The following is a 22,212-nucleotide window of genomic DNA, read 5'->3' as shown; positions in this document are numbered from 1 at the left end:
CTAGTATTAGGCGCGGTTTAACTCCTGTCCTCTACTGCTTGTCCCTGGGTGAGATTATAGTGGTGGTATCATGGTCGGCGAAAACGTCGCGCCAGTCATCATCAAACGGAAGAAAGTCATTGTCGGGGGCGGCCATCACGGTGGCGCCTGGAAGGTGGCATATGCCGACTTCGTGACCGCGATGATGGCATTCTTCATGTTGATGTGGCTGTTGAACGCAACAACTGAACAGCAACGCAAGGGGATTGCGGACTACTTCAGTCCGACGATTCCGCTCAGCCCGGTTTCGGGCGGGGGCGATGGCGCTTTTGGCGGCAATGACATCTTTTCGGAGATGACGCTGCCCAAGAACGGCATTGGCGGCTCCAAGGAGAACGCCAGCAAAAGCGACAAGGCCAAGGGCGACAGCGGCCCCGACGATGGCAAGAAGGATGAAGAAGCCTTCAGCACAGTCGAACAGGCTCTGCTCGGCCATAGTGGCGAGAGCGAAGCCGCCGACGAGACCATGCGCCATATCGTTACCAGGGTGACCGACGAGGGGCTCGTGATCGAGATATTCTCGCTCCCCGGCCGTCCGATCTTCGCCGAAAGCGGTACAACGCCCGAACCCATCCTGCGCGATATCGCGGGGATGCTGGGGCGTGTGACGCGGCTGGTGGAGAATGATGTCGCTGTGGAAGGGCATGTCACGTCGATCCCGGTGGTGAAGGAAGACAAACCCGTCTGGGCTCTCTCGGCCGGGCGCGCGGATGTCATGCGCCAGTTGCTCGAACAATCGGGCCTGTCGCCGGCGCGGCTGAGCCGTGTGACCGGTCATGCGGACCGTGAACACGTGACCCCCAACCCGCTGGACCGGCGGAATGATCGGCTGGAGGTGATCCTGCTGCGTTCCGATCTCTAGCGCGCGCTGTGCTATCGCGGTCTTCACCATTCGTCGTTAGCGGCCTGTTAAGCGCTGCTCTGTACTGCTGTGCTCCAGTAATGGATCAATGCAGCAGAAAGGCGCGCAATGACGATATCCTCCTCGCTTAATGCAGGTGTGGCCGGGCTTTCATCGAATGCCAGCAAACTGGCGTCGATTTCCCAGAACATCGCCAACTCGTCCACTTATGGTTACAAGCGCGTTGAAACCGATTTTCATTCGGTGGTCATCGCGGGATCGGGCGGCGCCTACGCCGCCGGCGGTGTCCGGGCGTCGACACAGCAGTTGGTCGATCAGAAGGGCACACTGATCAACACCACTAACGCCACCGATATTGCGGTCAAGGGCAACGGCATGATCCCGGTCATGCAGGCCGCCCAACTCGATTCCGGCCAGGATCCGACGATGTTCCTGACGAGCACCGGCTCGTTCCGCGCGGACGGGGACGGATATCTGAGATCCGAATCCGGCCTTGTCCTGCTTGGCTGGCCCGCGGATGCCGATGGCACGGTGCCGTCCTATCCGCGCGATACCTCCACCGGGCTTGAGCCGATGCGAATCACGTCGGGGACATTCTCCGCAGAGCCCACGACCGAGATCGAGATTGCGCTCAACTTGCCGTCCACCAATACCGAAGCTGGGTCTCCAGGAGATCCAAGCGCGGTCTCCATCGAATACTACGACAACCTCGGCGCCCCCCAGTCGCTCGAATTTTCCTTTTCGCCCACCGTTCCGGGCACGGGCAGCTCCAACGAATGGACCATGACCATCACGGACAACGCGCTTGCGGGCGCGACCGTCGGGGAATACGTCATGACCTTCAACGACAGCACCGGTGACGGCGGCACGCTCGCGGGCATCACCACCACGTCCGGTGGCGCGTATGACGCCAGCACCGGTATTCTCCAGATCACCAGCGCCCGTGGCCCGATCGACATCGATATCGGCCGGCCGGGCGACGCCGATGGCATGACCCAACTCGCAGGCGCCTTCGCGCCGGTGACCATCAACAAGGACGGCGTGCCGGTCGGCAACATGATTTCGGTCGAGATTGACGACAAAGGCTTCGTCAACGGCGTCTTCGACACCGGGATCACCCGGACGCTTTACCAGATTCCGCTCGTCGACCTGCCCAATCCCAACGGCATGCTGGCAATGGACAGTCAGGTTTACCTGCCCACCGCCGAGAGCGGGAGCTTCTTCCTTCTGAACGCGGGCGAGGGCTCGATGGGCGAGTTCGTCTCCTTCGCGCGGGAGCAATCCACGACCGATGTCGCGGGCGAGCTGACCGATCTGATCCAGACGCAGCGGGCCTATTCGTCCAACGCCAAGGTGATCCAGACGGTCGACGAGATGCTTCAGGAAACCACCAACATCAAACGGTAACCGGGCGCTCGAAGCTCGGGCGGTAAGGGGGCAAAATGTCCATATCTGCATCATTGCAAAATGCGCTCACGGGCCTCACGGCCTCGTCCAAGGCGGCGCAGCTCGTTTCGTCGAATATGGCGAATGTGATGACCGAAGGCTATGCCACGCGCGAGATCGAGCTCTCGTCCGCCGCGGGCGCGGGCTCCGGCGGCGTCCGCGTCGACGGGATCACGCGCTCGGTCGATCCGGTCATCCTGGCGGATCGACGCGGTGCGGATGCGGAACTGACCGAGGCCTCGACGCTCTCGGATTACATGACCCGGCTCGAACGCGCCTTCGGCATCCCCGATGACGCGGATTCGCTGAATTCGCGCATCAACGACTTGGAAACCGCGCTCATTTCCGCCTCCAGCCGACCGGATTCGGAGCCGCGCTTGCGCCAGCTTCTGGATTCGGCCGTCAACCTGACCGACACGCTCAACGGGCTCTCCGATGGCATCCAGTCGATGCGGCTCGAGGCCGAAAAGGCGATCGAATCCGCCGTCGGCCAACTCAACACCAAGCTTGAAGCCGTCCACGAGCTCAACCGCGACATCACGCAGGCGACAGTCGCCGGGCGGTCAACCGCTGCGCTTGAAGACGCGCGACAGGTGACGCTCGACGCGATCAACGAGCTTGTCCCGATTCGCCTCATGCAGCGCGACAACGGCGCGGTGGCGGTCCTGTCGGCCGGTGGCCAGGTGCTCGTTGACTCAACCGCGAAATCTTATGAGTTCACGCCGGTCAATGCCATCGAAGCCGACATGGCGGTGTCGGATGGCTCGCTCGACCGGATCTCGATCGACGGTGAAGAACTGACCGCGAGCCAGATGTCGCAACTCTCCGGCGGCAAGCTCTCCGCGCTGTTCACCGTCCGCGATGACATGATGGTCGACGCGCAATCCAAGGTCGATGCGGTGGCGCGGGATCTGATCGACCGGTTCCAGGATTCGGCGGTCGATACCTCTCTGCTCGCAGGCGACCCGGGGCTCTTTACCGACAACGGCGCGCTCTTCGATGCCGCTGATGAGGTGGGGATCGCGCAGCGGATCTCGGTCAATGACGCGGCCAATCCGGATGAAGGGGGCGAGCTGTGGCGGCTGCGCGACGGGATGTCCGCGCTGACACAGGGTAACGGCGGCAACAGCGCCATCCTTCAGGCCGGCGCGATGGTCCTGACCGAACAGAGGTCACCGTCGTCTACGGGGGTTAGCGATCTGTCGCGGACATCCTCGGCGCTGGCCTCCGACGTTCTGTCCTACTTCGGCGTTGCTCGTCAAAATGTTGAGGCCGATCTGAGCTATGCCGCCTCCAAACACACGGAGCTTACCCTTCTGCAGATGGAAGGCGGCGTCGATACCGATCAGGAGACGCAGAAACTGCTCCTGATCGAACAAAGCTACCAAGCCAACGCGCGTGTCATGGCAGTCATCGACGAGATGATGGACACGATTTTGAGGATCTGATTCATGAATATGTCTTCCCTCGGTGATCTCGCGCAGAGCTATGTCACCCGGCAGCGCAATGCCGAAATCAAGCAGGAAATCAACACCCTGACCGATGAGCTCTCCTCCGGTCGGATCAGCGATATCGCCAGCGCGCTTGCTGGGGATTTCGGGCAATTGGCCAGCCTTGAGCGCTCCTTGTCGTCGCTCGATGCCTTCAAGGTCTCGAGCGATGAGGCGACGTTCTTCACCGACTCGCAGCAGCTTTCGCTCGAGGGCATGGCCTCGGGGCTCGACTCCGCGGTCGAGGCGATGCTGGCGGCGTCGAACTCGTCCTTCCCGGCGTCGATCAACTCCGGCTCCATCGAGGCGGACAGCCAGTTTCGAGCGATGGTCTCGTCGCTGAACGGAACCGCGGGCGGGCGGTCTCTCTTTGCGGGCGATGCCACCGGCGATCCCGCCCTGGCGGACGCTCAGGATATTCTTGACGAGCTCTCCACACTTGTGACCGGGATGACCGATCCCGACGTGATCACCGCGACCGTGGATGACTGGTTCAACACGCCCGGCGGCGGCTACGAGACCTTCGCCTATATCGGCTCGACCGAAGAGATGCAGCCCTTCTTGCTCGGCGATGGCCGCACCTACGGCCCCGGCATCACTGCGCTGGACAGCGGCGTGCGCGAGGCGCTCGGCTCGCTTGCCATGGGCGCCCTGATGATGAACGGGGTCGTGACCAACGACACATTTCTGCGCGGGCAGGTCATGGACATCGCCACGGAATCGAGCCTGACCGCGAAGGGCAAGCTGCTCGACACGCAATCGGTCGTCGGCACCCTGCAGAACCAGATAGAGACGCAACAGGCGCGGATCGCCGCTGAACACTCGGCCTATTCCATCGCCCGAACGGAACTCGTCGCGGCGGACCCTTACGAGACGGCGACGCGGCTTGAAAACGTCCAGTTTCAACTCGAAGCGCTCTACACCTCAACCGCATATGCCTCGCGCATGTCCCTGTTGGATTATATCTGATGCTTCATCGCCTCCTGACAGTTCTCTTCGTTCTGCTGCTTGGTCACGCGGCGCAAGCCGGGCCGATCCGGATCAAGGATCTGGTTGAATTCGACGGGGTGCGAGGGAACGATCTGGTGGGCTATGGGCTCGTCGTGGGGCTCAACGGGACGGGCGACGGGCTCCGGAACGCGCCCTTTACCGAAGAGATCATGTCGAACATTCTCGAACGGCTCGGCGTCAATGTTGCCGGCGAGCAGTTCCGGCCACGCAATGTCGCGGCGGTGATCGTCACGGCCAGTCTGCCGCCCTTCGCGCGCGCTGGTGGGCAGATCGACACCACCGTTTCGGCCATTGGCGATGCAAGCAGTCTGCTCGGCGGTACGCTGATCATGACCCCGCTCAACGCCGCCGACGGCCAGATCTATGCCGTGGCGCAGGGCACGATCATCGCCGGTGGCGCGTCCATCGAGGGCGATGCCGCGCAGGTGGTGCAGGGCGTACCGACGGCGGGTGTGATCCCGTCCGGGGCGCGGGTCGAACGTGAGGTCGACTTCGACTTTGCCAATCTCGAAACCATTCGGCTCGCGCTGCGCACGCCGGACTTCACCACGGCCGGCCGGATCGAACAGGCGCTCAACCGCAATTTCGGCCGCGGTGTGGCGCGGATGCTTGATGCGGGCACCGTCGCGCTCGACATCGCCAGCACGCGTCAGCCCTCTCCGGCGCATGCCCTTGCGCGCGTGGAAAACATTCTCGTCGAACCCGAACGCCGCGCGCGCGTGGTGGTGGATCAACGGTCGGGAACGATCGTGATGGGCGAAGACGTCCGCATCAGCCGGGTCGCGGTCTCTCAGGGCAACCTGACGCTGCGAATCCAGGAAGAGCCGCTGGTGATCCAGCCCAACCCGTTTAGCGACGGCGAGCCCATCGTGGTCCCGCGCACCGAGGCGGCCATCGAGGAAGAACCCGGGATCGGCCTTGCCGAGGTCCCGGACGGGACGTCCCTGTCAGAGGTCATCGCGGGCCTCAACGCCCTCGGCGTCGCGCCGCGGGACATGATCGATATCCTCAAGAGCATCAAAGCCGCAGGGGCCCTGCACGCCGAATTCGTGGTGCGCTGAGCCTGGTATCGCGCGTGCCATGACCCTCGTGAGAGAGGTCTTTGGCGCGCGCGAAAGGTTTGAAATCGCTGATCTCTTGAAGAGTCAAAGTCCGCGCTGACCTCCCGCCATCGGAGCACGGGGGCGCAGATCTGGTTTGAATACAGCGATTTAAGCGCCGTGAGAGCCGCTATCATCGAAAGCGACCGCTGCTCGGCCCGGAGGGGCAGCATCTCACACAAGGACGAGGGCAGCCGACTGCTCCGCTGTCACCGAGAGCTTCGCCTTTCCCAACATGCCCGCACAAACAAGACAGCGTGAACCGGCATCCCGGCTTATGCTGTGAACTATGGGTGAGCCTGCCAAAGCACCCCGCCGCGGCCGTCGGCCCCGTCCAGCGGAGCCGAACACGCGCCGACTGGCGAAGTGCATCTGTGGTGGAGGGACTAGAAGTAGCTGCGGACCAGCGCTTCGGAGATCAGGCTCCAGCCGTCCGCGACCACGAAGAACGCCAGTTTGAAGGGCAGCGAGACGACCACCGGCGGCACCATCATCATGCCCATCGACATGAGCACCGCGGCGACCACGAGGTCGATGATGAGGAAGGGCAGGAAGATCAGGAAGCCGATCTGAAACGCCCGTTCGATCTCGGACAGAAGGAAGGACGGGATCAGCAATGACAGCGGGGCTTCGGCACGGATTTCCGGGATTTCGATCCCCGGACGCAAGGACGCCATGGACTCGAACGTATCCGCCTCGACCCGGCCTCCCATGAACTGCCGGAAGGGTTCGAGCGTCTCCATGAACGCGGTCTCTACCGAGATTTGCTCTTCAAAGAGCGGCGTCAGCCCGTTCTCCCAGGCCGCGGTGAAGGTCGGCTCCATGATGAAATAGGTCAGAAACAGCGCGAGGCTCACCAGGAGCATGTTGGGCGGCGATTGCTGGAGCCCGAGAGCTTGTCGCAAGATCGCGAGCACCGTGACCAGAAACGGAAAGCAGGTGACCATGATCGCCAGCCCGGGAACGAGGCTGAGAACCGTCAGCAGGACCAGAAGCTGGATCGAGCGTGCGGCGATCGAGCCATCATCGCCCAGCGAGATGGAAATATCCTGTGCCAGCGCGGGACCGGCCAAGAAGGCGGCCCCCAGAGCGAGGCCGATACAGAGGAAATGCCTGGGCATATCGGCGGGTCAGAGACCCTGTTTGAGATCGACGATCTCGGTGATCCGGATCGCGAGCTGGCCCTGTTGTTCTCCTTCGAGTTCCTCAAGTTCGCCGCGCGCCACAAGGCGATCCCCGACAAAAAGCTCGACCGGGTCTTCGACCCGCCGGTCCAGTTTGAGAACGGCATTTTCGCTGATTTCCAGCAGCTCCCGCACCCGGGGCTTGGCCCGGCCGACTGAAACCATCAGATCGATGGGAACATTGCTGAACGGGTTCGCGGGATCCAGCGTTTCTGTCTGAGCGTCACTCATTTACTGCTTCCTTCTGCTGTTCGTCGAAGAAGCCATTCGCGGCGGCTTCGATGCCGGAAATCACTCCGGAGAGATCGATGAGGCGTTCGGAGTCTTCGAATCGAAGCTCGACCTGCCCCTCGTTGAGGCTGGGGTCAGTTTCCAGCGTCAGGGGCATCTTGCCGTCCGTTGGCAAGGAGACGTCGAGATGCTGTTTGTCGGCGGGCGAACACACGATCTTCACCGCAACATTGCCCGCCGTCTCGGCGATCTCGAAGAGCTCATCGGCGATTCGCTCACCCATGGTTTCACGCATCGCGGTCGGAAGAACGGCCTGAATGATTTGGTCGATCAAGGGTTTGGTGGACTCAAGCATCTTGGCGAGAGCTTCGTGATAGGTGAATTCGAGATCGGCGATCTTCTGGCGGAGCAATTCGCTCGGCGCGGGTTCGTCGGATTTGTTGGCCTTGGAGCCATCTTCCCAGCCCGCGTTGTAACCGTTCTCGAAAGCCTGAAGCCGAATGTCCTCGACGGCGTCATCGGACAGGCCGCTACCGCCGGTGTCAGGAGGCGCAGACGAGAAATCCGGAAGCAGATGGCTTATAGACGTCATGCGTTTTCTTCCTTCTCTTCCATCCAGCTGCGCAGGATCTCTACGGTTTCATCCTGGCGCTCGCCGATCATGGCGCGCAGCCGGGCAACCGGATCGTTCGAAGCGGGCGCGGGTGCTGGCGCTGGTGTGGGAGCGATTGCGGTGAACTCGGGGGCGGGCTCTTCGATCACGTTCATCTGGGGAAGATCGTCGAAATCAATCTCGCCGGTGATCGCCTCTTCGGCCTCGCCGGGGAGGCCCGCTTCACCGCCCCGGCCCGGAAGCGCAAGGGGCGTGCCGAGCGCGGGCGTCTGGTTTGCGATGATCGGGCGCAGGACAAAGAGACCGAGGACAAGCGCGACAATGGCGAGAACCGCCATCTGGATCATGTTGGCGGGCTTGAGCCCGAGCGTTTGGAACCAGCTTGTTTCAGAAGCTGTGCCGAGAGGTTGCAGCGCGGCAAATTCCATGGATTTGATCGTGATCACATCCCCGCGCGTCTCGTCAAAGCCAACCGATGAGGCGACCAGTTCGCGCAAGGCTTCCAATTCGCCCTCGTCCCGAGGTGAAAACTCCGCGGCCTCTTCTCCCGCGGCTCTGGCCGTCCCGTTGACGAGCACGGCGACGGTGATCCGTTTGGTATCGCCCGGCTGGCGCAGTACTTCGCGCTGCGTCTCGGACACTTCGTAATTGATGCGCTCAAGCGTCTGGCTGTTTTGCGACGAGCTCGATCCGCCCCCGGCAGCCCCCGTCCCGTCGGGCAGGTTCGAGGCCACGGTCACATCGCCGCCGCCGCTGTCCTGATCATTGGTCGAGCGCTCTTCGGTTTCGGTGCTGATGGCGACGCGCGCCTCGGGGTCGAATCGCCGTTCGACGATGGATTCCTGTTCGGTCACGGTGTCGACGCTCACTTCCACGACCGCGTTGCCATGACCCACGCGCGCTTCCAGAAGCCGGACGACACGCTCCCGCAGTGCGGAGGCGCGCTCTTCGTTGATCGGAACGGAGGATTGATCCTCGGCCGCGCCGATGAGGTTGCCCGAAGAGTCGATCACCGCGACATTGTCGGGTGAGAGGCCGGCAACGGCCGATGAGACAAGGTGGCTCAGCGCTTTGGCGTTGCCCGGCGTGATCGCGCCATTGGCGGCGACGACGGTCACCGAAGCGGATGCGCGCTGGTTGCGTTGAAACGGGTTGCTGCCGACGTTGGCGATATGGACGCGTGCGGAGCGGATATGCGGACTCGCGGCGATGGTCCGGGCAAGTTCGCCTTCTTTCGCACGCAAATAGGCGGCATCGAACATCTGGGAAGTGGTGGAAAACCCGGAGAGCCCGTCCAGCAGATCGTATCCCTTGGAGGAAGTCGAGGGCAGGCCCTCACTTGCGAGCATCATGCGCAGGGAATCGCGCTCGGAGGTATCGACGTAAATCGAATCGCCCCGCACTTCGTAAACCACGCCGCGCTGGTCGAGGCTGTTGACCACCTCGCCGGCCACATCGCTCTCCAGGCCCGCATAGAGGAGCGTAAGATTGGGCGCCGTCGCGATGCGCGACAAACCTAAAACCGCAATAAACACACCGATCGCTGCTGCTGCGGCGATCAACCGGCGTTGCCAAGTAAGCGTGTTCCACACATTGAGAAGCTGCTGCACGTCTTGCCTCCTGCACCGCCATTCTTGGCGGCTCACGAATGTCGTTTTGTAATATCAGCCTTAACAATCGGTTAGTCGTCTGCGGATTATATGAACGCCGACACCTTTCTGGAGGCACCATGTCGGACGACGCAGCAGACACAGGCGACGAAAGCTCTGGCAAATCGAAGTTGCCAATCATTATAGGCACCGTACTGGCCCTTCTCGGGGCCGGCGGCGGCTTTTACGCGACCTATTCAGGCATGCTTGGCGGGGTGATTCCCGGCGAAGAGAAATCCGCAGAGGCGCCGGAGGCCAAGTCGGTGATTCCCGAGGCCACGACCGATGTGGCCTTTATCGAGATCGATCCCATGGTGGTGTCCGTGGGCGCGCTCGACTCGGGGACGCACCTTCGCTTTCGCGCGCAGCTTGAGGTCCCAGACAAGTATGAAGCCGAGGTCTCCAAGGTGATGCCGCGGATCGTCGGGGTGCTGAACGGCTATCTGCGGGCCGTGGAGCTTTCCGATATTCAGGAGACCGGCGCGCTGCTGCGATTGCGCTCGCAAATGCTGCGCCGGGTGAAGGTTGTCGCTGGCGAGGATCGCGTGCGCGATCTGCTCGTCATGGAATTCGTTGTGAGTTGAGGACGAGAGATGACTTTGATTGCAGACATACTTCTCGTAGGCGGCGCCCTTGGCGCAGGGCTCTATTGCTTTGTCCTGTCGCGGCGTCTGGCGCGGTTCAACGATCTTGAAACCGGGGTCGGGGGCGCGGTGGCCGTGCTCTCCGCCCAGGTCGATGACCTGACCAACACGCTGACGGCGGCGCAAGGGGTCGCAAGTTCGTCGTCCAACAGCCTTATCGAGCTGACGCAGCGAGCCGATACGGTCGCCCGGCGACTGGAGCTTCTCGTCGCCTCGATGCACGACCTTCCAGATGAGACGGCGAAACCCGTCGAGACCGCCAAGCCCGATGAGCCGGCCGCTGACGCCGCGAGCGCGGAGCCCGACGTTGAGCCGGAGCCCGCGGCTGAGCCCGAGCCCAAAACGGCGGAAATCAGGACGCTTGAGCCCGCCGGTGCCGCCGAGGAGGCTGAGCCCGCGGCGCAGGAGGCCGCCGTGCCGATGTTCCGCAGAGGGGGCGCTTGATCATGGCCAAGGCTAAGCAAAACCCGTCCCCCAAGGGCAAATCCAAGGTGAAATCTCGGGCGACCCGTGGCGCGCTTTTCACGCTCGCCGTGATGCTTTTCGCCTCCGCGTTTCTGCGAATCGGCCCCGATGCCGGCCAGGCGATTGCGCTGGAGTTCTCCAAGGCGACGTCCAACGACGCCGATGAGACCGTCTGCGAGCCGCCGGAAGATGTGGTCGCGGTGCTGTCCGCTTTGCAGGAGCGCGCGCAGCACCTCGACACGCAGGAAGCCGATGTCTCCAAACGCCTCAAGACCCTCTCCGTGGCGCGCCGGGAGATTGATGCAAAGTTGGAGCAGCTCGCGGAGGCCGAAGCCAAGCTCGCGGCGACCATCGCTCAGGCCGAAGCCGCCTCCGAAGGAGATCTCGGTCAGTTGACGGCGGTCTACGAGGCGATGAAGCCCAAGGACGCGGCGAAGCTGTTCGAAAACATGGAGCCCGAATTCGCGGCAGGATTCCTCGGGCGGATGCGCCCGGAATCGGCGGCGGGCGTCATGGCGGGCCTCTCTGCCCAGTTTGCCTATTCGGTAAGTGTTGTCCTCGCTGGCCGCAATGCCGGCGTGCCTAAACAGTAGCGCGGATCTGAAATGCGCCGCGTTGATCGTGATTTTAGACCTCATCCAAAGGAGATGATCCTATGATCGGAATTATCGGGATCGTTGTCACCTTTCTCATGGTGTTTGGTGGATACCTCGCCGCGGGAGGGAAGATGGGAATCATTCTGAAATCCCTGCCTTTCGAGATCACCATGATCGGCGGCGCGGCGGTCGGGGCGTTCCTGATCAGCAACAGCATCGCCTCGATCAAGCACACGCTCAGCGACATCAAGAAGGTCTTCAAGGGGGCGAAATGGCTCCCCGAGGATTACCGGGACTTGCTGTGCCTGTTGTTCGAACTGATCCGCATGGCGCGGCAAAATCCGGTTTCTGTCGAGGAGCATATCGAAGCGCCCGAGCAGTCCGAGGTCTTCGCGAAATACCCGCGCATTCTGGAGGACAACGAGGCCATCGCCCTGATCTGCGACACCATGCGTTCGGCGTCGATGAACTATGACGATCCGATGCAGGTGGAGGAAATCCTCGACAAACGCATCGAATCGAAGCTTCATCACGACCTGCATTCAAGCCATGCCTTGCAAACCATGGCCGACGGGCTTCCGGCGCTTGGGATCGTCGCTGCGGTTCTCGGGGTGATCAAGACCATGGGGTCGATTGATCAACCCCCTGAAGTTCTTGGTAAATTGATCGGTGGCGCGCTTGTCGGGACTTTCCTCGGCGTGTTCCTCGCCTACGGTCTCGTCGGACCCTTCGCCTCCAAACTCAAAACGGTGCTTGAAGAGGACAGCCAGTTCTACCAGCTGATCCGCGAAGTGCTTGTGGCCAACCTGCACAACCACGCGACCAACATCTGCATAGAGGTCGGCCGCCAGAACACACCAAAGCAGTTTCGCCCGAGCTTTGGTGATCTCGAAGAAGCGCTCAAGGCCGTCAAGAGCAACGCCGCCTGATGCTGCGCCTGTCTCTATTCCTCGCTGCCGCGACGCTGTCGACCGCGGCAACGGCGCAAACCGTTACCGTTCGGTCCGGGGAACACGATGGATTCACCCGGCTCGTCCTCGACCTGCCGCGCGCGTTGGAGCACCGATTGGAGACGGACCTAGGGCGGCTCGAGGTGATCTTCGATCAGCCGTCGCTTCAGTTTGACACCAGCGAAGTCTTCGATCGGATTTCGCGCGATCGCGTCGCCGAAATCGGGAGCGCCTCGGGAAGCGGCAAGCTCGAGGTTGACCTTGGCTGCGCCTGCGTGGCGCAGGAATTCTGGCATCTCGGGCGCTATCTGGTCATCGACATCTATGGCGACGAGGCCCTTATCGACCGCAGCACGGCGTCCGAAACCTCTCCCGATCTCGCGCTCCCGACCCTTCTGAGCCTTGGCGCCTCTGTCCAGGGTCTGTCCTTCGGTTCAGGCCCCGCCTTCGCGCCGGCCGCTTCGGTGGCAACGGTGCCGGCGCCGAAACCAGAAACCACCTTGCCGCCGGTGAGAGCCAGCCGCGACGCGCTGTTGGCATCGCTCGAAGAGCAGACATTGCACCGCGAAGAGATTTCAGAACTGGAGCGGAACCTGTCGGAATCGATCGGGCTCGCCGCGAGCCAGGGTCTTTTGCAGGCAAACACGCAAAACACGCCGGTGGAGGTCCCGGAACCCGCGCCGCCGAGCGCGCGCGCGATAGAGACGCCTGATCCGGAGCCGGAACCGCTTGCCCCAACTGTTCCGCAAGTACATGCGACGTCGACAGCGGGCACGAATCTTGAAGAAATCGCCGACATCCTCAATGAGGAAAACGCGACTCGCTATTGCGGTGATCCGGACTACTTCGATCTCGCGGAATGGGGCGGCGATGGAGATTTCCTGCCGCAACGCGCGCATCTGATCGCGAACCTTTTTGATTCGCGCGGCAACCTGGCGCATGACAACGTGCTCTCCTTGTCCCGGCTGTTCCTCCACTACGGATTCGGCGCGGAAGCGAAGGAAGCGGCCAACCTGCGCAAGGACGAGACCGAGGCGCTTGAAATCGCCAAGGCGCTTTCCGATGTGCTCGAGTATCAGAGCAAACGCGAAATCCCCTCGCTTGCGCGGTATCGCAATTGCGGTAGTGAGCGGACGCTCTGGTCCGTCCTGGGCAGTTATTCGACAGAGCCGCTCGACGAGGATGTGGAACAATCCGTCGTACGCGCGTTTGCGCGCCTGCCGGGCCCCGTTCAGATCGCGACCGCTGCGCCTCTTGGAGAACGGCTTGCCGCGGCGGGCCATGCGCAAACCGCGAAGGCGATCCTGCGCTATCTCGTGCGGGAGAATGAATTCACCACCGAGTCGGTCGATCTCGTGGCCGTGAGATTGGAAGCCTCGCCTCATCTCAGCGCCGAACAGCAAGCGCGTCTGGCTGAAATTGCGGTTGGAAACAGCCCTGAAGCGGCCGATGCCATGACCGAATGGCTGCTGCGCGGATTGAAGAAAGACGCCACGATTGCGCCCGAGATGATCGAACTCGCCGGGGTGATGATCGTTGAAAACGACGGGGCCGACGTCGCCGTGCCGCTCCGCAAGGCCTTTCTGCGGGCGCTGTTGCACAACAGGAGCTTGGATGAAGCGCTCACCAACTTCGATGACATGGCGAGCGAATTCAGCGCAGAAGACTACCGCACGATGCTTGATGCGGTGATGGCTGACATGGCGGAGTTCGGAGAGGTCGAGCCGTTCCTCAAGCGCGTGCTGGCCCTGAACGGCGAAGAGCTCGATGTGCTCGAATCGTCGACGAGCATCGCCCTTGCCGACCGTTTGGTCGACCTCGGTCTCACCAATGCCGCGCTCGATATCCTCGAACGCCCGACCCTAGCAAGCTCTCAAGAGCGCGATATGCTCGCCGCGCGCGCTTACCTTCTCGAGAAGCGCCCGGGCCGCGTGCTTGACGCTTTGGCCGCCTACGACGACGACGCAGCCAGAGAAATGCGCGGGCGTGCCTACCAGATCGCGGGGCAGCATGCCGAAGCGATAGAATCGCTCAAAGACAGCGAAGACACCCGGGACCTCGTCGCCAGCGCCTGGGAACTCGAAGATCTCGCGCTTGTGGGTGAAGTGGGGGAGACGGATGAACAAGCGTTGGCAGAAGCTGTCGTTGCCGCGCAGGATGTGTTGCCGCAACCCGATGCGCCCTTGGCGTCGGGGCGGGAAATCATCGATCTCAGCGCCGATCTTCGCGCCCGTCTGACCCAGTATCTCTCGGAGGAATAAGACCCCGGAGGAGTGGCTAAAAGTCACTAACCGGTAACCCTTTTTCTCTATCCGGGAAGGGTCCGTAGCAGAATGCACGATACCCTGAATGACCATGAAATGGCCTCCCCGCGCCCGGCGCCCGAAATCCGCACCTTTTGGGTGGCGCCGAGCCGCGTGTTTTCCCCTGATCCTCGCCCTTCTTACCGCCTGCCCCGCGCGTGCCGCGGTTGACGGAGCAATTTGCGACAGCGTTGCCTATCGGGCGTCCGAACAGACGGGTGTTCCGGTCTATGTCCTGCGTGCGATCACCCGAACCGAGACCGGCCGGGCGAGCAAGAAAGGCGTCGCGCCTTGGCCGTGGACGGTGAACATGGAGGGCAAGGGCGTCTGGTTCGACACGCCCGCGGAAGCAAAATCCTATGTCGCGCAGCATATGGCCCGCGGGGCCCGCAGCTTTGATGTCGGGTGCTTTCAGCTCAACTACCGCTGGCACGGAGAGGCCTTCGCCTCCGTCGCGGAAATGTTCGATCCGCTGGAAAACGCGCTCTATGCCGCGCGCTTTTTGAAGGAATTGCACGGAGAGTTCGGAAACTGGACGGATGCCGCCGGCGCCTACCATTCTCGGACGCCGAAATACGCTGAGCGGTACAAGAGCCGGTTTCAGGATTTTGTGGCGCGGCTTGACGCGGCGCCTGACCTTTCGCGCGTCGCCGCGGCCGCGCCGGATACGCCCGCGCCGCCTCCTGCGCCGAACCTCTATCCCTTCCTGAAACCCGCCGCCGCCCAGACCCGCATGGGCTCTCTGGTGCCCGGCACCGGCGGCGGCGGCGCGTTCATCGCGCTACCCGGCGTGAAAGGCTGATCGATGGGAAAACTGTCCGTCCAGACCCTCTTCCAGCCGACTGTACTGATGGCGCTCGCGCTCATGGCCGTGATCGTGATGATGATCCTGCCGATGCCCGCCTTCGTTCTCGACATCGGCCTGGCTGCGTCTTTCGCGCTCGCGATCCTCATCTTCACGGTGACGCTTTTCATCGAACGCCCGCTCGATTTCTCGTCCTTCCCGACGATCCTTCTCGCCTCGCTCATGCTGCGGCTGTCGCTCAACGTGTCATCGACCAAGCTGATCATCGGCCAGGGACACACCGGCACGAACGCGGCGGGCGACGTCATCGCCGGGTTTTCCAGCTTTGTCATGGGTGGCAGCGTCTTCCTCGGGCTTGTGGTCTTCCTGGTTCTGTTGATCGTCAACTTCATGGTGATCACGAAGGGCGCGACGCGGATGGCCGAGGTCGGCGCGCGCTTTGCGCTCGACGGGATGCCGGGCAAGCAGCTGGCGATCGACGCCGACGTCTCCGCAGGCGCCATCGACCACACCGAAGCCAAGGCCCGTCGCGAACGCGAACAGGCCGAGACGACCTTCTTCGGCTCGCTCGACGGCGCGTCGAAATTCGTCAAGGGCGACGCGGTCGCGGGGCTGCTCATCACCTTGCTGAACCTTGTCATGGGCTTGATCATGGGCATCGTCGTCCATGGGATGCCGGTGGCTCAAGCATTTGAAACTTATGCCATTCTGACGGTCGGTGACGGGCTTGTGACCCAGATTCCGGCGGTCATCATCTCGATTGCCTCGGCCCTTTTGTTGGCGCGCGGTGGTGCGACGGGTGCAGCAGACATCGCCGTTCTGGCGCAATTGAGCCGCCATCCCGCAGCGCTTGGCACGGTGGCGGTGCTGCTCTTTCTCTTCGCACTCGTCCCCGGCCTTCCGTTTCTGCCCTTCCTCATCGGCTCGGCGATCCTCGGCGTGACGGCCTTCTACTCGAGCAAACGCGTGCAGAAGGAGGAAGAGGAGGTCCGTCCGGACACCAATGTCGAGCCGAAGAAAAAGCCGATGGGCGACACGCTGGATCTCGACGAAATCCACGTGGAATTCGCCTCCGATCTGGTCAACATGGTTCTCGATCCGGGCACGGGCCTCGACGCGCGCATTGCCAATATGCGGACGCATGTCGCGAGCGTTTACGGCGTCATTCTTCCCGAAATGCGCCTGACGGATGATCCCAGCCTGCCCTCGGGGCAGTACATTATCCGCATCCACGGCGTCGAACAGGCGCGCGACAGGCTTTTCCCCAGCAAGGTGCTTGCGCTTACCGGGGACGGGGCCAACGGGCTGCCGGCGGGCGTCGATGTGCACGAGCCGGTCTATGGCGCGAATGCGCGCTGGATCAACAGCGAGGATCAGGATTCGGCCGCGCTGACCGGGCTCACGATCGTGGCGCCGACGGAGGTTCTCGCGACGCATCTGCTCGAAGTGCTCAAGCGCAATTTCGCGCGACTCTTCACGCTGAAATCCCTGCGCCGGTTGTTGGACGAGATGGTCAACCTCTCCGACCCCCACCGCGCCGAGGCCAACCGCAAACTGCTGGACGAGGTGATACCGGACAAGGTGCCGCTCGATGTGTTGCACGGGGTCTTGCGCCTGCTGCTTGAAGAGCAGGTCTCGATCCGCAACATGACGGTGATCCTCGAAGCTATCGCCGAGGCCAAGCAAGCCAATCTCGGCACGGAAGCGACCTGCGAACATGTTCGCCACCGTCTCGGTTTCCAGCTCGTCGCCAACCTCAAACGCGAGGACGGGACGATCCCGTTGGTGCAGCTCGCGCCCGAGTGGGAAGACATCTTCTCGCGCTATCAAATCGATGGAGATCGCGGTTCGGTCGATGTCGCGCTGCCGCCCGATGCGTTCAACCAGCTGGCGGACAACCTTGCCGAGAAGATCGGAGAGGCCAACCAGAAAGGCGTCGACGCCGCACTGGTGACCTCCACGCGCCGCCGCCGGTTCCTCCGCACGGTGATGAGTGCGAAGGGGCTCGGCAGCCCGGTGCTGTCTTTCGAGGAAATCGGCCTCGATGCCCGGCCCGCGCTCGTGGGCGTGGTGCCCGCGTGACCGAGGAGCTCACCGCGACGATCCTGTCCGTTCAGGGGATCCTCGCGGCCGGGTTCATCATCATGCTCCGCGTCGGCGCGATGATGGCGGTCCTGCCGGCCTTTGGCGAGCGCGCCGTGCCGATGCAGGTCCGTCTCGTGATCATCCTCGCCTTCACCGTCATCGTCACACCCATCATCGCGCCGGAAAATGCGGTCACGCTCGATGCGCCACTGAAGCTCCTGGCGCTCGCCTTGCCCGAAACGATCATCGGCCTCGCGCACGGGATCACGCTCCGGCTCTTCATCCTTGCGCTTTCAACCGCGGGGTCGATTGCCGCGCAGTCGACGTCGCTGTCCCAGATCCTCGGCGGGGCGGCCGCCGATCCGATGCCTGCCATCGGGCATCTGTTCGTGATCTCGGGGCTGGCGCTTGCGGTGCTCTACGGATTTCACACCAGGGTCGTGGAGTGGATCGTTCTGTCTTACGAGATCTTTCCCATCGGCCGCATGCCCGATGCCGGCATTCTGACTCAGTGGGGCACCGAACGCGTCGCCGCCTCTTTTGCCATGGCCTTCACGCTGGCCGCGCCCTTCGTTCTCGCGTCGCTGCTCTATAACCTGACGCTGGGCTTCATCAACAAGGCTATGCCCCAACTCATGGTGGCCTTTGTCGGCGCGCCGGTCATCACCCTGGGCGGGCTCTTCATCCTCTTCGCGTCCTCGCCGATCCTGCTTCGGGTCTGGGTTACGGCGCTGAACGGATTCGTGGCCAATCCCTATGGGGGCGGCCCATGAGCGGAGACGACGACAGCGCCGAAAAGACATTAGACCCGACGCCAAAGAAGCTCGAACAGGCGCGGGAAAAAGGGGAAATCGTCCGCTCGACGGATGTCAACACGGCCGCGGTCTACGGGTCGATGGCGTTGGTGGCGGCTGGGTTCGGGGCGGTCTCGATGGACAAGATCGGCGCGGTGCTCACGCGGCTTATCGGGCGCGCGCCGGAGCTTGCGGATCTCTTCTTCGAAGGCTCGGGCCAGCGGCTCCCGGGGGGGCTGTTCTCCGGAATCCTGCCGTCGCTCTCGCTCTGGTTCATCGTCCCGGCGCTGGCGGTTCTCGGCTCGCTCTTCGCGCAGCGGGCCATTGTCTTCGCGCCGAGCAAGCTGGAGCCGAAACTCAACCGCATCTCCCCGCTCAGCAACGCCAAGAACAAGTTCGGCCGCAACGGGCTCTTCGAGTTCGGTAAGAGCTTCGTCAAGCTCGTGATCTACTCGATCGTGCTCGGCGCCTTCCTGTCGGCCCGGCTCGACCAGATGATCCTCGCGATTTCGACCTCGCCCGGCGCGATCGCGGCGATGATGTGCGAGCTCTGCCTGCAACTTCTGCTGATCGTGATCATGGTCGCCATCGCCATCGCCGTGCCCGACTACCTCTGGCAGCACTTCGAGCATATCCGCAAGAATCGCATGTCCCGCAAAGAGGTCATGGACGAGATGAAACAGTCCGAAGGCGATCCCCACATGAAGCAGCAGCGCCGGCACAAGGGCCAGGAAATCGCGCTGAGTCAGGCGATCCAGGAGGTGCCGCGGGCGGATGTGGTGGTGGTCAACCCGACGCACTATGCCGTGGCGCTGAAATGGAGCCGCAAGCGCGGCGAGGCGCCGGTTTGCCTCGCCAAGGGGACCGACGAGATTGCGCTCCGGATTCGCCAGATCGCGCAGGAAAACGGTGTCCCGATCCACAGCGATCCGCCCACCGCGCGCGCCCTGCACGCGACCATCGAGATCGGGCAGGAAATCCACGAAGAGCATTACGCCGCGGTGGCGGTGGCGATCCGGTTTGCCGAGCGGATGCGCAAGAAGGCGAAGGCGCAACCATGGACGATATGACGCACAAGCTTCAGGAGCTTTCAAAGCTCACGGACCTCGCCTTTCAGCGCGCATCAGCTCCGCTTGCGGAATACGCCCGGCGCGAGGCCGAGCTGCGCAAGGCGATTGCCGCGCTGACGCCGAGTTCGGAGTATTTCGCGTCGCAAGAGGTTTCTGACGATGCGAAGGAGACGGTCCGGCGCGGCGGGGCCGCGATGGCCTGGGACCGCTGGGCCGCCAAGCGCAAGTCACAGCTCAACATGGATCTCGCGCGGGTTCTGGCGGAAAAGGCCGGGGTCGAGGCGCAGGCGCGCCGCGCATTTGGCCGCAGCGAAGTCGCGCGGCATCTGCTTGTCGATCACAAGAAAGGGTGAGTGCCCCGTCCCGGCGTCGCACGCGCAAGAGCGTGGCGCCGGGCCGGAGTGAGCTCAAAGATCCTGGCGCATGAAGGCGAGGATCTGGACGTCATTCGCAACGCCCGGAAGGCTGCGCTTGGCTTCCTTGGTCAGCATCGAGCGCAGCGGCGCGAGCTGTTCATCAGAGGTGAAATTGCCGGCAAACCCGCCGTAGTTGGCGTGATCGAACATGATTCGGAGGAACCCGTCGCGCAGCTTCGGCTCTCGCTTGCGCACATCGGCGGCGTAGCCATAAGGCACCTCGATGCTGAGCGAGAGCACGACCATCGCGTTCACTTCGCTGCCTTCCACGAGCGGGACGACAAACTGGTTGGACATCTCGACGTATTCGACATCGGCGTCCTTTTCCGTGTCCTTCTCTTCATGGTCGCCGGCCGCATCGTCCTCGGCGGCGGCATGTTCCGCGCCATACTCGTCGCCGCATGGGTTTTCCGCGACCGCCTTTTCAGCCGGCCGCAGAGCGATACCCGCGCCCACACCGGCAGCGATGCCGATGAGCGCGAGAACGAGGGGGAGGATTTTTTTGATCATGGCGCTCAGAAGGGCAGCACGCGGTCCAGGATTTGCTGGCCATAGCGTGGTTGTTGCATGTCGGTGATCTGTCCGCGTCCGCCGTAGGAAATGCGGGCCGAGGCGATCTTGTCATAGGTGATCTCGTTCTGGCGCGAGATATCGGCGGCCCGGACGTAGCCGGTCACCAAAAGTTCGCGCATCTCGAAATTCACCCGGACTTCCTGGCTCCCCGCGATGGCGAAGACGCCGTTGGGCATCACGTCGACGATGGTCGCGGCGACGCGCAGGGTCAGCTTCTCGTTGCGCCGGACCCGGCCATCGCCAGCGGCTTCGCTGGAGCTGTCGATCGCGACCGCTTCGCCGAGGGTCGCGCCTTCGGGGAGGTTTTCGTTGGCCCTCTGCGGCAAGCCGAAGAGTTGATCGATCCCGAGGCTCTCGGAGCCGGAGCGCGATTGCGAGGTGCTGTTGGAAATTTCCGCGCGTTCGTCGATCTCGATCACCACGGTGAGGATATCGCCGGTTTTCACCGCGCGGCGCTCGCCGAGCAGCGAATGGCGGGACATGTCCCAAAGCGAGGCGTTGTCGCTGTCGCGCAGCGGCGGGGCGACAAGCTCGGTCCCGGCGTTGAGCATCGCCACGTGTTCGGGGCTTTCGGCGGGCTCGGAGAAACTCGGCGCCTTGCCGAGGTGGTCCATCCGGCCGCATCCGGCGGCCAGCAGCCCGAGCGCCGCGATCAATAGCGGTGTCTTCAGCATCTTCATCTCCTGATCACGACCGAGCCGTCGTCCTGGACGACGCCGGAAACCGTTGTGCGCGACGACAGGTTCATCACGCGAATCACATCGCCCACGCCGCCGCGCCCGAGCGCGCGGCCTTCCGTCGAGATGGCGAGCCCGCCCTCGCGGTAGTGCAGCAGCAGGACTTCGTTGCGGTCCACAACCGTGGGCGCGCCGAGATCTCCGGGGTGGACCGGGCGGCCGGCATAGAGCGCGACGCGGGCCTCGAGGCCCACCACATCGCGCAGGTTCTTGGCCGCGCCGGGAGACTCGATCGGCCTGAGCCCGATGTCTTGGGCGGTGACGATCTCGCCGGGGCGAATCGTGCGCAGCGCATGGACGGTATCGGCCGCGACCGGCAGCGCGAAGGCAGAGACGAGAAGCGACAGAAGAACCCGGCGCATCAGCGCACCTGCGTGGTGGCGCCGAGCATCTGGTCCGCCGCGGATATGACTTTGGAGTTGAGCTCGTAGCCCCGCTGCGCCTCGATCAGATCGGTAAGTTCCTTCACCGCATCGACCGAGCTTTCTTCCAGATATCCCTGGCGCAACGTGCCGAGCCCGTCTTCGCCGGGGACCGCAACGGCGGGCGGGCCCGAGGCGGCGGTCTCGCGGAAGAGGTTGGAGCCGACAGCTTCGAGCCCCTTGGCGTTGGTGAAGCCCGACAGGGTGATCTCGCCCAGAAGCTGCGCGTCCACCTCGTCGGCGAAATAGGCATAGACTTCGCCATTGGCGTTCACAGAAATCGAGCGCGCATCCTGGGGGATGACGATTTCCGGCGCGACGGGGAAGCCGTCAGCCGTCACGATGACGCCTTCGGCCGAGCGTTTGAGCGCGCCATCGCGGGTGTAGGCCGCGGCGCCGTTCGGCAGCGTGACCTCGATATACCCGTTGCCTTCGATCGCCAGATCGAGCTCCGATCCGGTCTGCGCCAGCGAGCCCTGCGACAGGTTCACCGAGACAGATGCGGGCCGCACGCCGAGCCCGAGCTGAACCCCGGTGGGCAGCACGGTACCGTCATTGGCGTTGATCGACCCGGGGCGGGCGAGCTGCTGGTAGTGCAGGTCGGAAAACTCCGCGCGCCGGGCGTTGTAGCCGGTCGTGCTCATGTTCGCGAGGTTGTTGGAGATGACCTCGACGCGCATCTGTTGGGCGCTCATGCCGGTGGCGGCGATCTTCAGGGCTCTCATGG

At 63.1% G+C, this 22,212-nt stretch carries 23 protein-coding genes; 15 read left to right on the top strand and 8 right to left on the bottom strand.

Annotated features, from left to right (window positions below; translation table 11 throughout):
• The first annotated feature begins 70 nt into the window (after positions 1–70).
• From BM353_RS04065 to BM353_RS04045, 5 genes are all read left to right on the top strand, one after another.
• Positions 71–901 carry a flagellar motor protein MotB gene (locus BM353_RS04065; protein WP_092076896.1) on the top strand — a complete coding sequence of 277 codons (831 nt, stop codon included), beginning with the start codon at positions 71–73 and terminating at the stop codon, positions 899–901.
• Positions 902–1,009: 108 nt separating this feature from the next.
• Complete coding sequence (locus tag BM353_RS04060) at positions 1,010–2,308, top strand: flagellar hook protein FlgE (protein WP_092076894.1); 1,299 nt, start codon at positions 1,010–1,012, stop codon at positions 2,306–2,308.
• Between the two features lie 35 nt (positions 2,309–2,343).
• Positions 2,344–3,795 carry a flagellar hook-associated protein FlgK gene (gene flgK, locus BM353_RS04055; protein ID WP_092076892.1) on the top strand — a complete coding sequence of 484 codons (1,452 nt, stop codon included), beginning with the start codon at positions 2,344–2,346 and terminating at the stop codon, positions 3,793–3,795.
• A 3-nt stretch (positions 3,796–3,798) separates the two neighbouring features.
• Positions 3,799–4,806: a flagellin gene (locus tag BM353_RS04050; RefSeq protein ID WP_092076890.1), complete on the top strand. Its 1,008-nt coding sequence runs from the start codon at positions 3,799–3,801 to the stop codon at positions 4,804–4,806.
• A complete protein-coding gene (locus tag BM353_RS04045; RefSeq protein ID WP_092076888.1) occupies positions 4,806–5,909 on the top strand; it encodes a flagellar basal body P-ring protein FlgI in 1,104 nt (367 codons plus the stop codon). Before BM353_RS04050 ends, BM353_RS04045 begins: the two co-directional genes overlap by 1 nt.
• 425 nt (positions 5,910–6,334) lie before the next feature.
• On the opposite strand, the gene fliP is transcribed toward BM353_RS04045, so the two are convergent.
• Genes fliP through fliF form a run of 4 tightly spaced genes read right to left on the bottom strand, consistent with a single transcriptional unit; the run spans position 6,335 to position 9,586 of the window.
• Positions 6,335–7,069: a flagellar type III secretion system pore protein FliP gene (gene fliP, locus BM353_RS04040; RefSeq protein ID WP_092076886.1), complete on the bottom strand. Its 735-nt coding sequence runs from the start codon at positions 7,067–7,069 to the stop codon at positions 6,335–6,337.
• 9 nt (positions 7,070–7,078) lie between these two features.
• Positions 7,079–7,363, bottom strand: coding sequence for a FliM/FliN family flagellar motor switch protein (locus tag BM353_RS04035; protein ID WP_092076884.1), 285 nt, complete (start codon positions 7,361–7,363; stop codon positions 7,079–7,081).
• Positions 7,356–7,955, bottom strand: a complete 600-nt coding sequence (locus tag BM353_RS04030; RefSeq protein WP_092076882.1) for a FliH/SctL family protein — start codon at positions 7,953–7,955, stop codon at positions 7,356–7,358. The genes BM353_RS04035 and BM353_RS04030 overlap by 8 nt, the downstream gene beginning before the upstream one ends.
• The gene (fliF, locus tag BM353_RS04025; RefSeq protein WP_092076880.1) at positions 7,952–9,586 is read right to left on the bottom strand and encodes a flagellar basal-body MS-ring/collar protein FliF; all 1,635 of its coding nucleotides are present in this window, start codon (positions 9,584–9,586) and stop codon (positions 7,952–7,954) included. Before fliF ends, BM353_RS04030 begins: the two co-directional genes overlap by 4 nt.
• A 119-nt stretch (positions 9,587–9,705) precedes the next feature.
• Here fliF and BM353_RS04020 point away from each other — a divergent pair, with 119 nt between their 5' ends.
• The 10 genes from BM353_RS04020 (at position 9,706) to BM353_RS03975 (ending at position 19,690) form a co-directional block, all read left to right on the top strand.
• On the top strand, positions 9,706–10,209 hold the full coding sequence (locus tag BM353_RS04020; protein WP_092076878.1) for a flagellar basal body-associated FliL family protein: 504 nt from the start codon (positions 9,706–9,708) through the stop codon (positions 10,207–10,209).
• A gap of 9 nt (positions 10,210–10,218) precedes the next feature.
• Complete coding sequence (locus BM353_RS17085) at positions 10,219–10,713, top strand: hypothetical protein (RefSeq protein ID WP_245759559.1); 495 nt, start codon at positions 10,219–10,221, stop codon at positions 10,711–10,713.
• A 2-nt stretch (positions 10,714–10,715) separates the two neighbouring features.
• On the top strand, positions 10,716–11,327 hold the full coding sequence (locus tag BM353_RS04010) for a MotE family protein (protein ID WP_092076876.1): 612 nt from the start codon (positions 10,716–10,718) through the stop codon (positions 11,325–11,327).
• 62 nt (positions 11,328–11,389) lie between these two features.
• On the top strand, positions 11,390–12,259 hold the full coding sequence (motA, locus tag BM353_RS04005) for a flagellar motor stator protein MotA (protein WP_092076874.1): 870 nt from the start codon (positions 11,390–11,392) through the stop codon (positions 12,257–12,259).
• Positions 12,259–14,541: a hypothetical protein gene (locus BM353_RS04000; RefSeq protein ID WP_092076872.1), complete on the top strand. Its 2,283-nt coding sequence runs from the start codon at positions 12,259–12,261 to the stop codon at positions 14,539–14,541. Before motA ends, BM353_RS04000 begins: the two co-directional genes overlap by 1 nt.
• 352 nt (positions 14,542–14,893) lie before the next feature.
• Positions 14,894–15,385: a transglycosylase SLT domain-containing protein gene (locus BM353_RS03995; protein ID WP_245759558.1), complete on the top strand. Its 492-nt coding sequence runs from the start codon at positions 14,894–14,896 to the stop codon at positions 15,383–15,385.
• 3 nt (positions 15,386–15,388) lie between these two features.
• Complete coding sequence (gene flhA, locus BM353_RS03990; protein ID WP_092076870.1) at positions 15,389–17,470, top strand: flagellar biosynthesis protein FlhA; 2,082 nt, start codon at positions 15,389–15,391, stop codon at positions 17,468–17,470.
• Positions 17,467–18,246, top strand: a complete 780-nt coding sequence (locus tag BM353_RS03985; protein ID WP_281248104.1) for a flagellar biosynthetic protein FliR — start codon at positions 17,467–17,469, stop codon at positions 18,244–18,246. The genes flhA and BM353_RS03985 overlap by 4 nt, the downstream gene beginning before the upstream one ends.
• Positions 18,243–19,337, top strand: coding sequence for a flagellar type III secretion system protein FlhB (flhB, locus tag BM353_RS03980; protein ID WP_092076868.1), 1,095 nt, complete (start codon positions 18,243–18,245; stop codon positions 19,335–19,337). Before BM353_RS03985 ends, flhB begins: the two co-directional genes overlap by 4 nt.
• A complete protein-coding gene (locus tag BM353_RS03975; protein WP_092076866.1) occupies positions 19,325–19,690 on the top strand; it encodes a hypothetical protein in 366 nt (121 codons plus the stop codon). Before flhB ends, BM353_RS03975 begins: the two co-directional genes overlap by 13 nt.
• 54 nt (positions 19,691–19,744) lie before the next feature.
• Here BM353_RS03975 and BM353_RS03970 read toward each other — a convergent pair whose 3' ends face one another.
• The 4 genes from BM353_RS03970 to flgG are packed head-to-tail and all read right to left on the bottom strand — an operon-like array spanning position 19,745 to position 22,210.
• Positions 19,745–20,263, bottom strand: a complete 519-nt coding sequence (locus BM353_RS03970; protein WP_245759557.1) for a flagellar basal body-associated protein FliL — start codon at positions 20,261–20,263, stop codon at positions 19,745–19,747.
• A 5-nt stretch (positions 20,264–20,268) separates the two neighbouring features.
• Positions 20,269–21,006, bottom strand: coding sequence for a flagellar basal body L-ring protein FlgH (gene flgH, locus BM353_RS03965; RefSeq protein WP_092076864.1), 738 nt, complete (start codon positions 21,004–21,006; stop codon positions 20,269–20,271).
• Positions 21,003–21,425, bottom strand: coding sequence for a flagellar basal body P-ring formation chaperone FlgA (gene flgA, locus BM353_RS03960; protein WP_092076862.1), 423 nt, complete (start codon positions 21,423–21,425; stop codon positions 21,003–21,005). The genes flgH and flgA overlap by 4 nt, the downstream gene beginning before the upstream one ends.
• Positions 21,425–22,210: a flagellar basal-body rod protein FlgG gene (gene flgG, locus BM353_RS03955; RefSeq protein ID WP_092076860.1), complete on the bottom strand. Its 786-nt coding sequence runs from the start codon at positions 22,208–22,210 to the stop codon at positions 21,425–21,427. Before flgG ends, flgA begins: the two co-directional genes overlap by 1 nt.
• Positions 22,211–22,212: the final 2 nt, after the last annotated feature.

Source organism: Poseidonocella sedimentorum, from assembly GCF_900116005.1.
GTDB lineage: Bacteria > Pseudomonadota > Alphaproteobacteria > Rhodobacterales > Rhodobacteraceae > Poseidonocella > Poseidonocella sedimentorum.
This window is presented reverse-complemented; position numbering and strand designations above follow the sequence as displayed.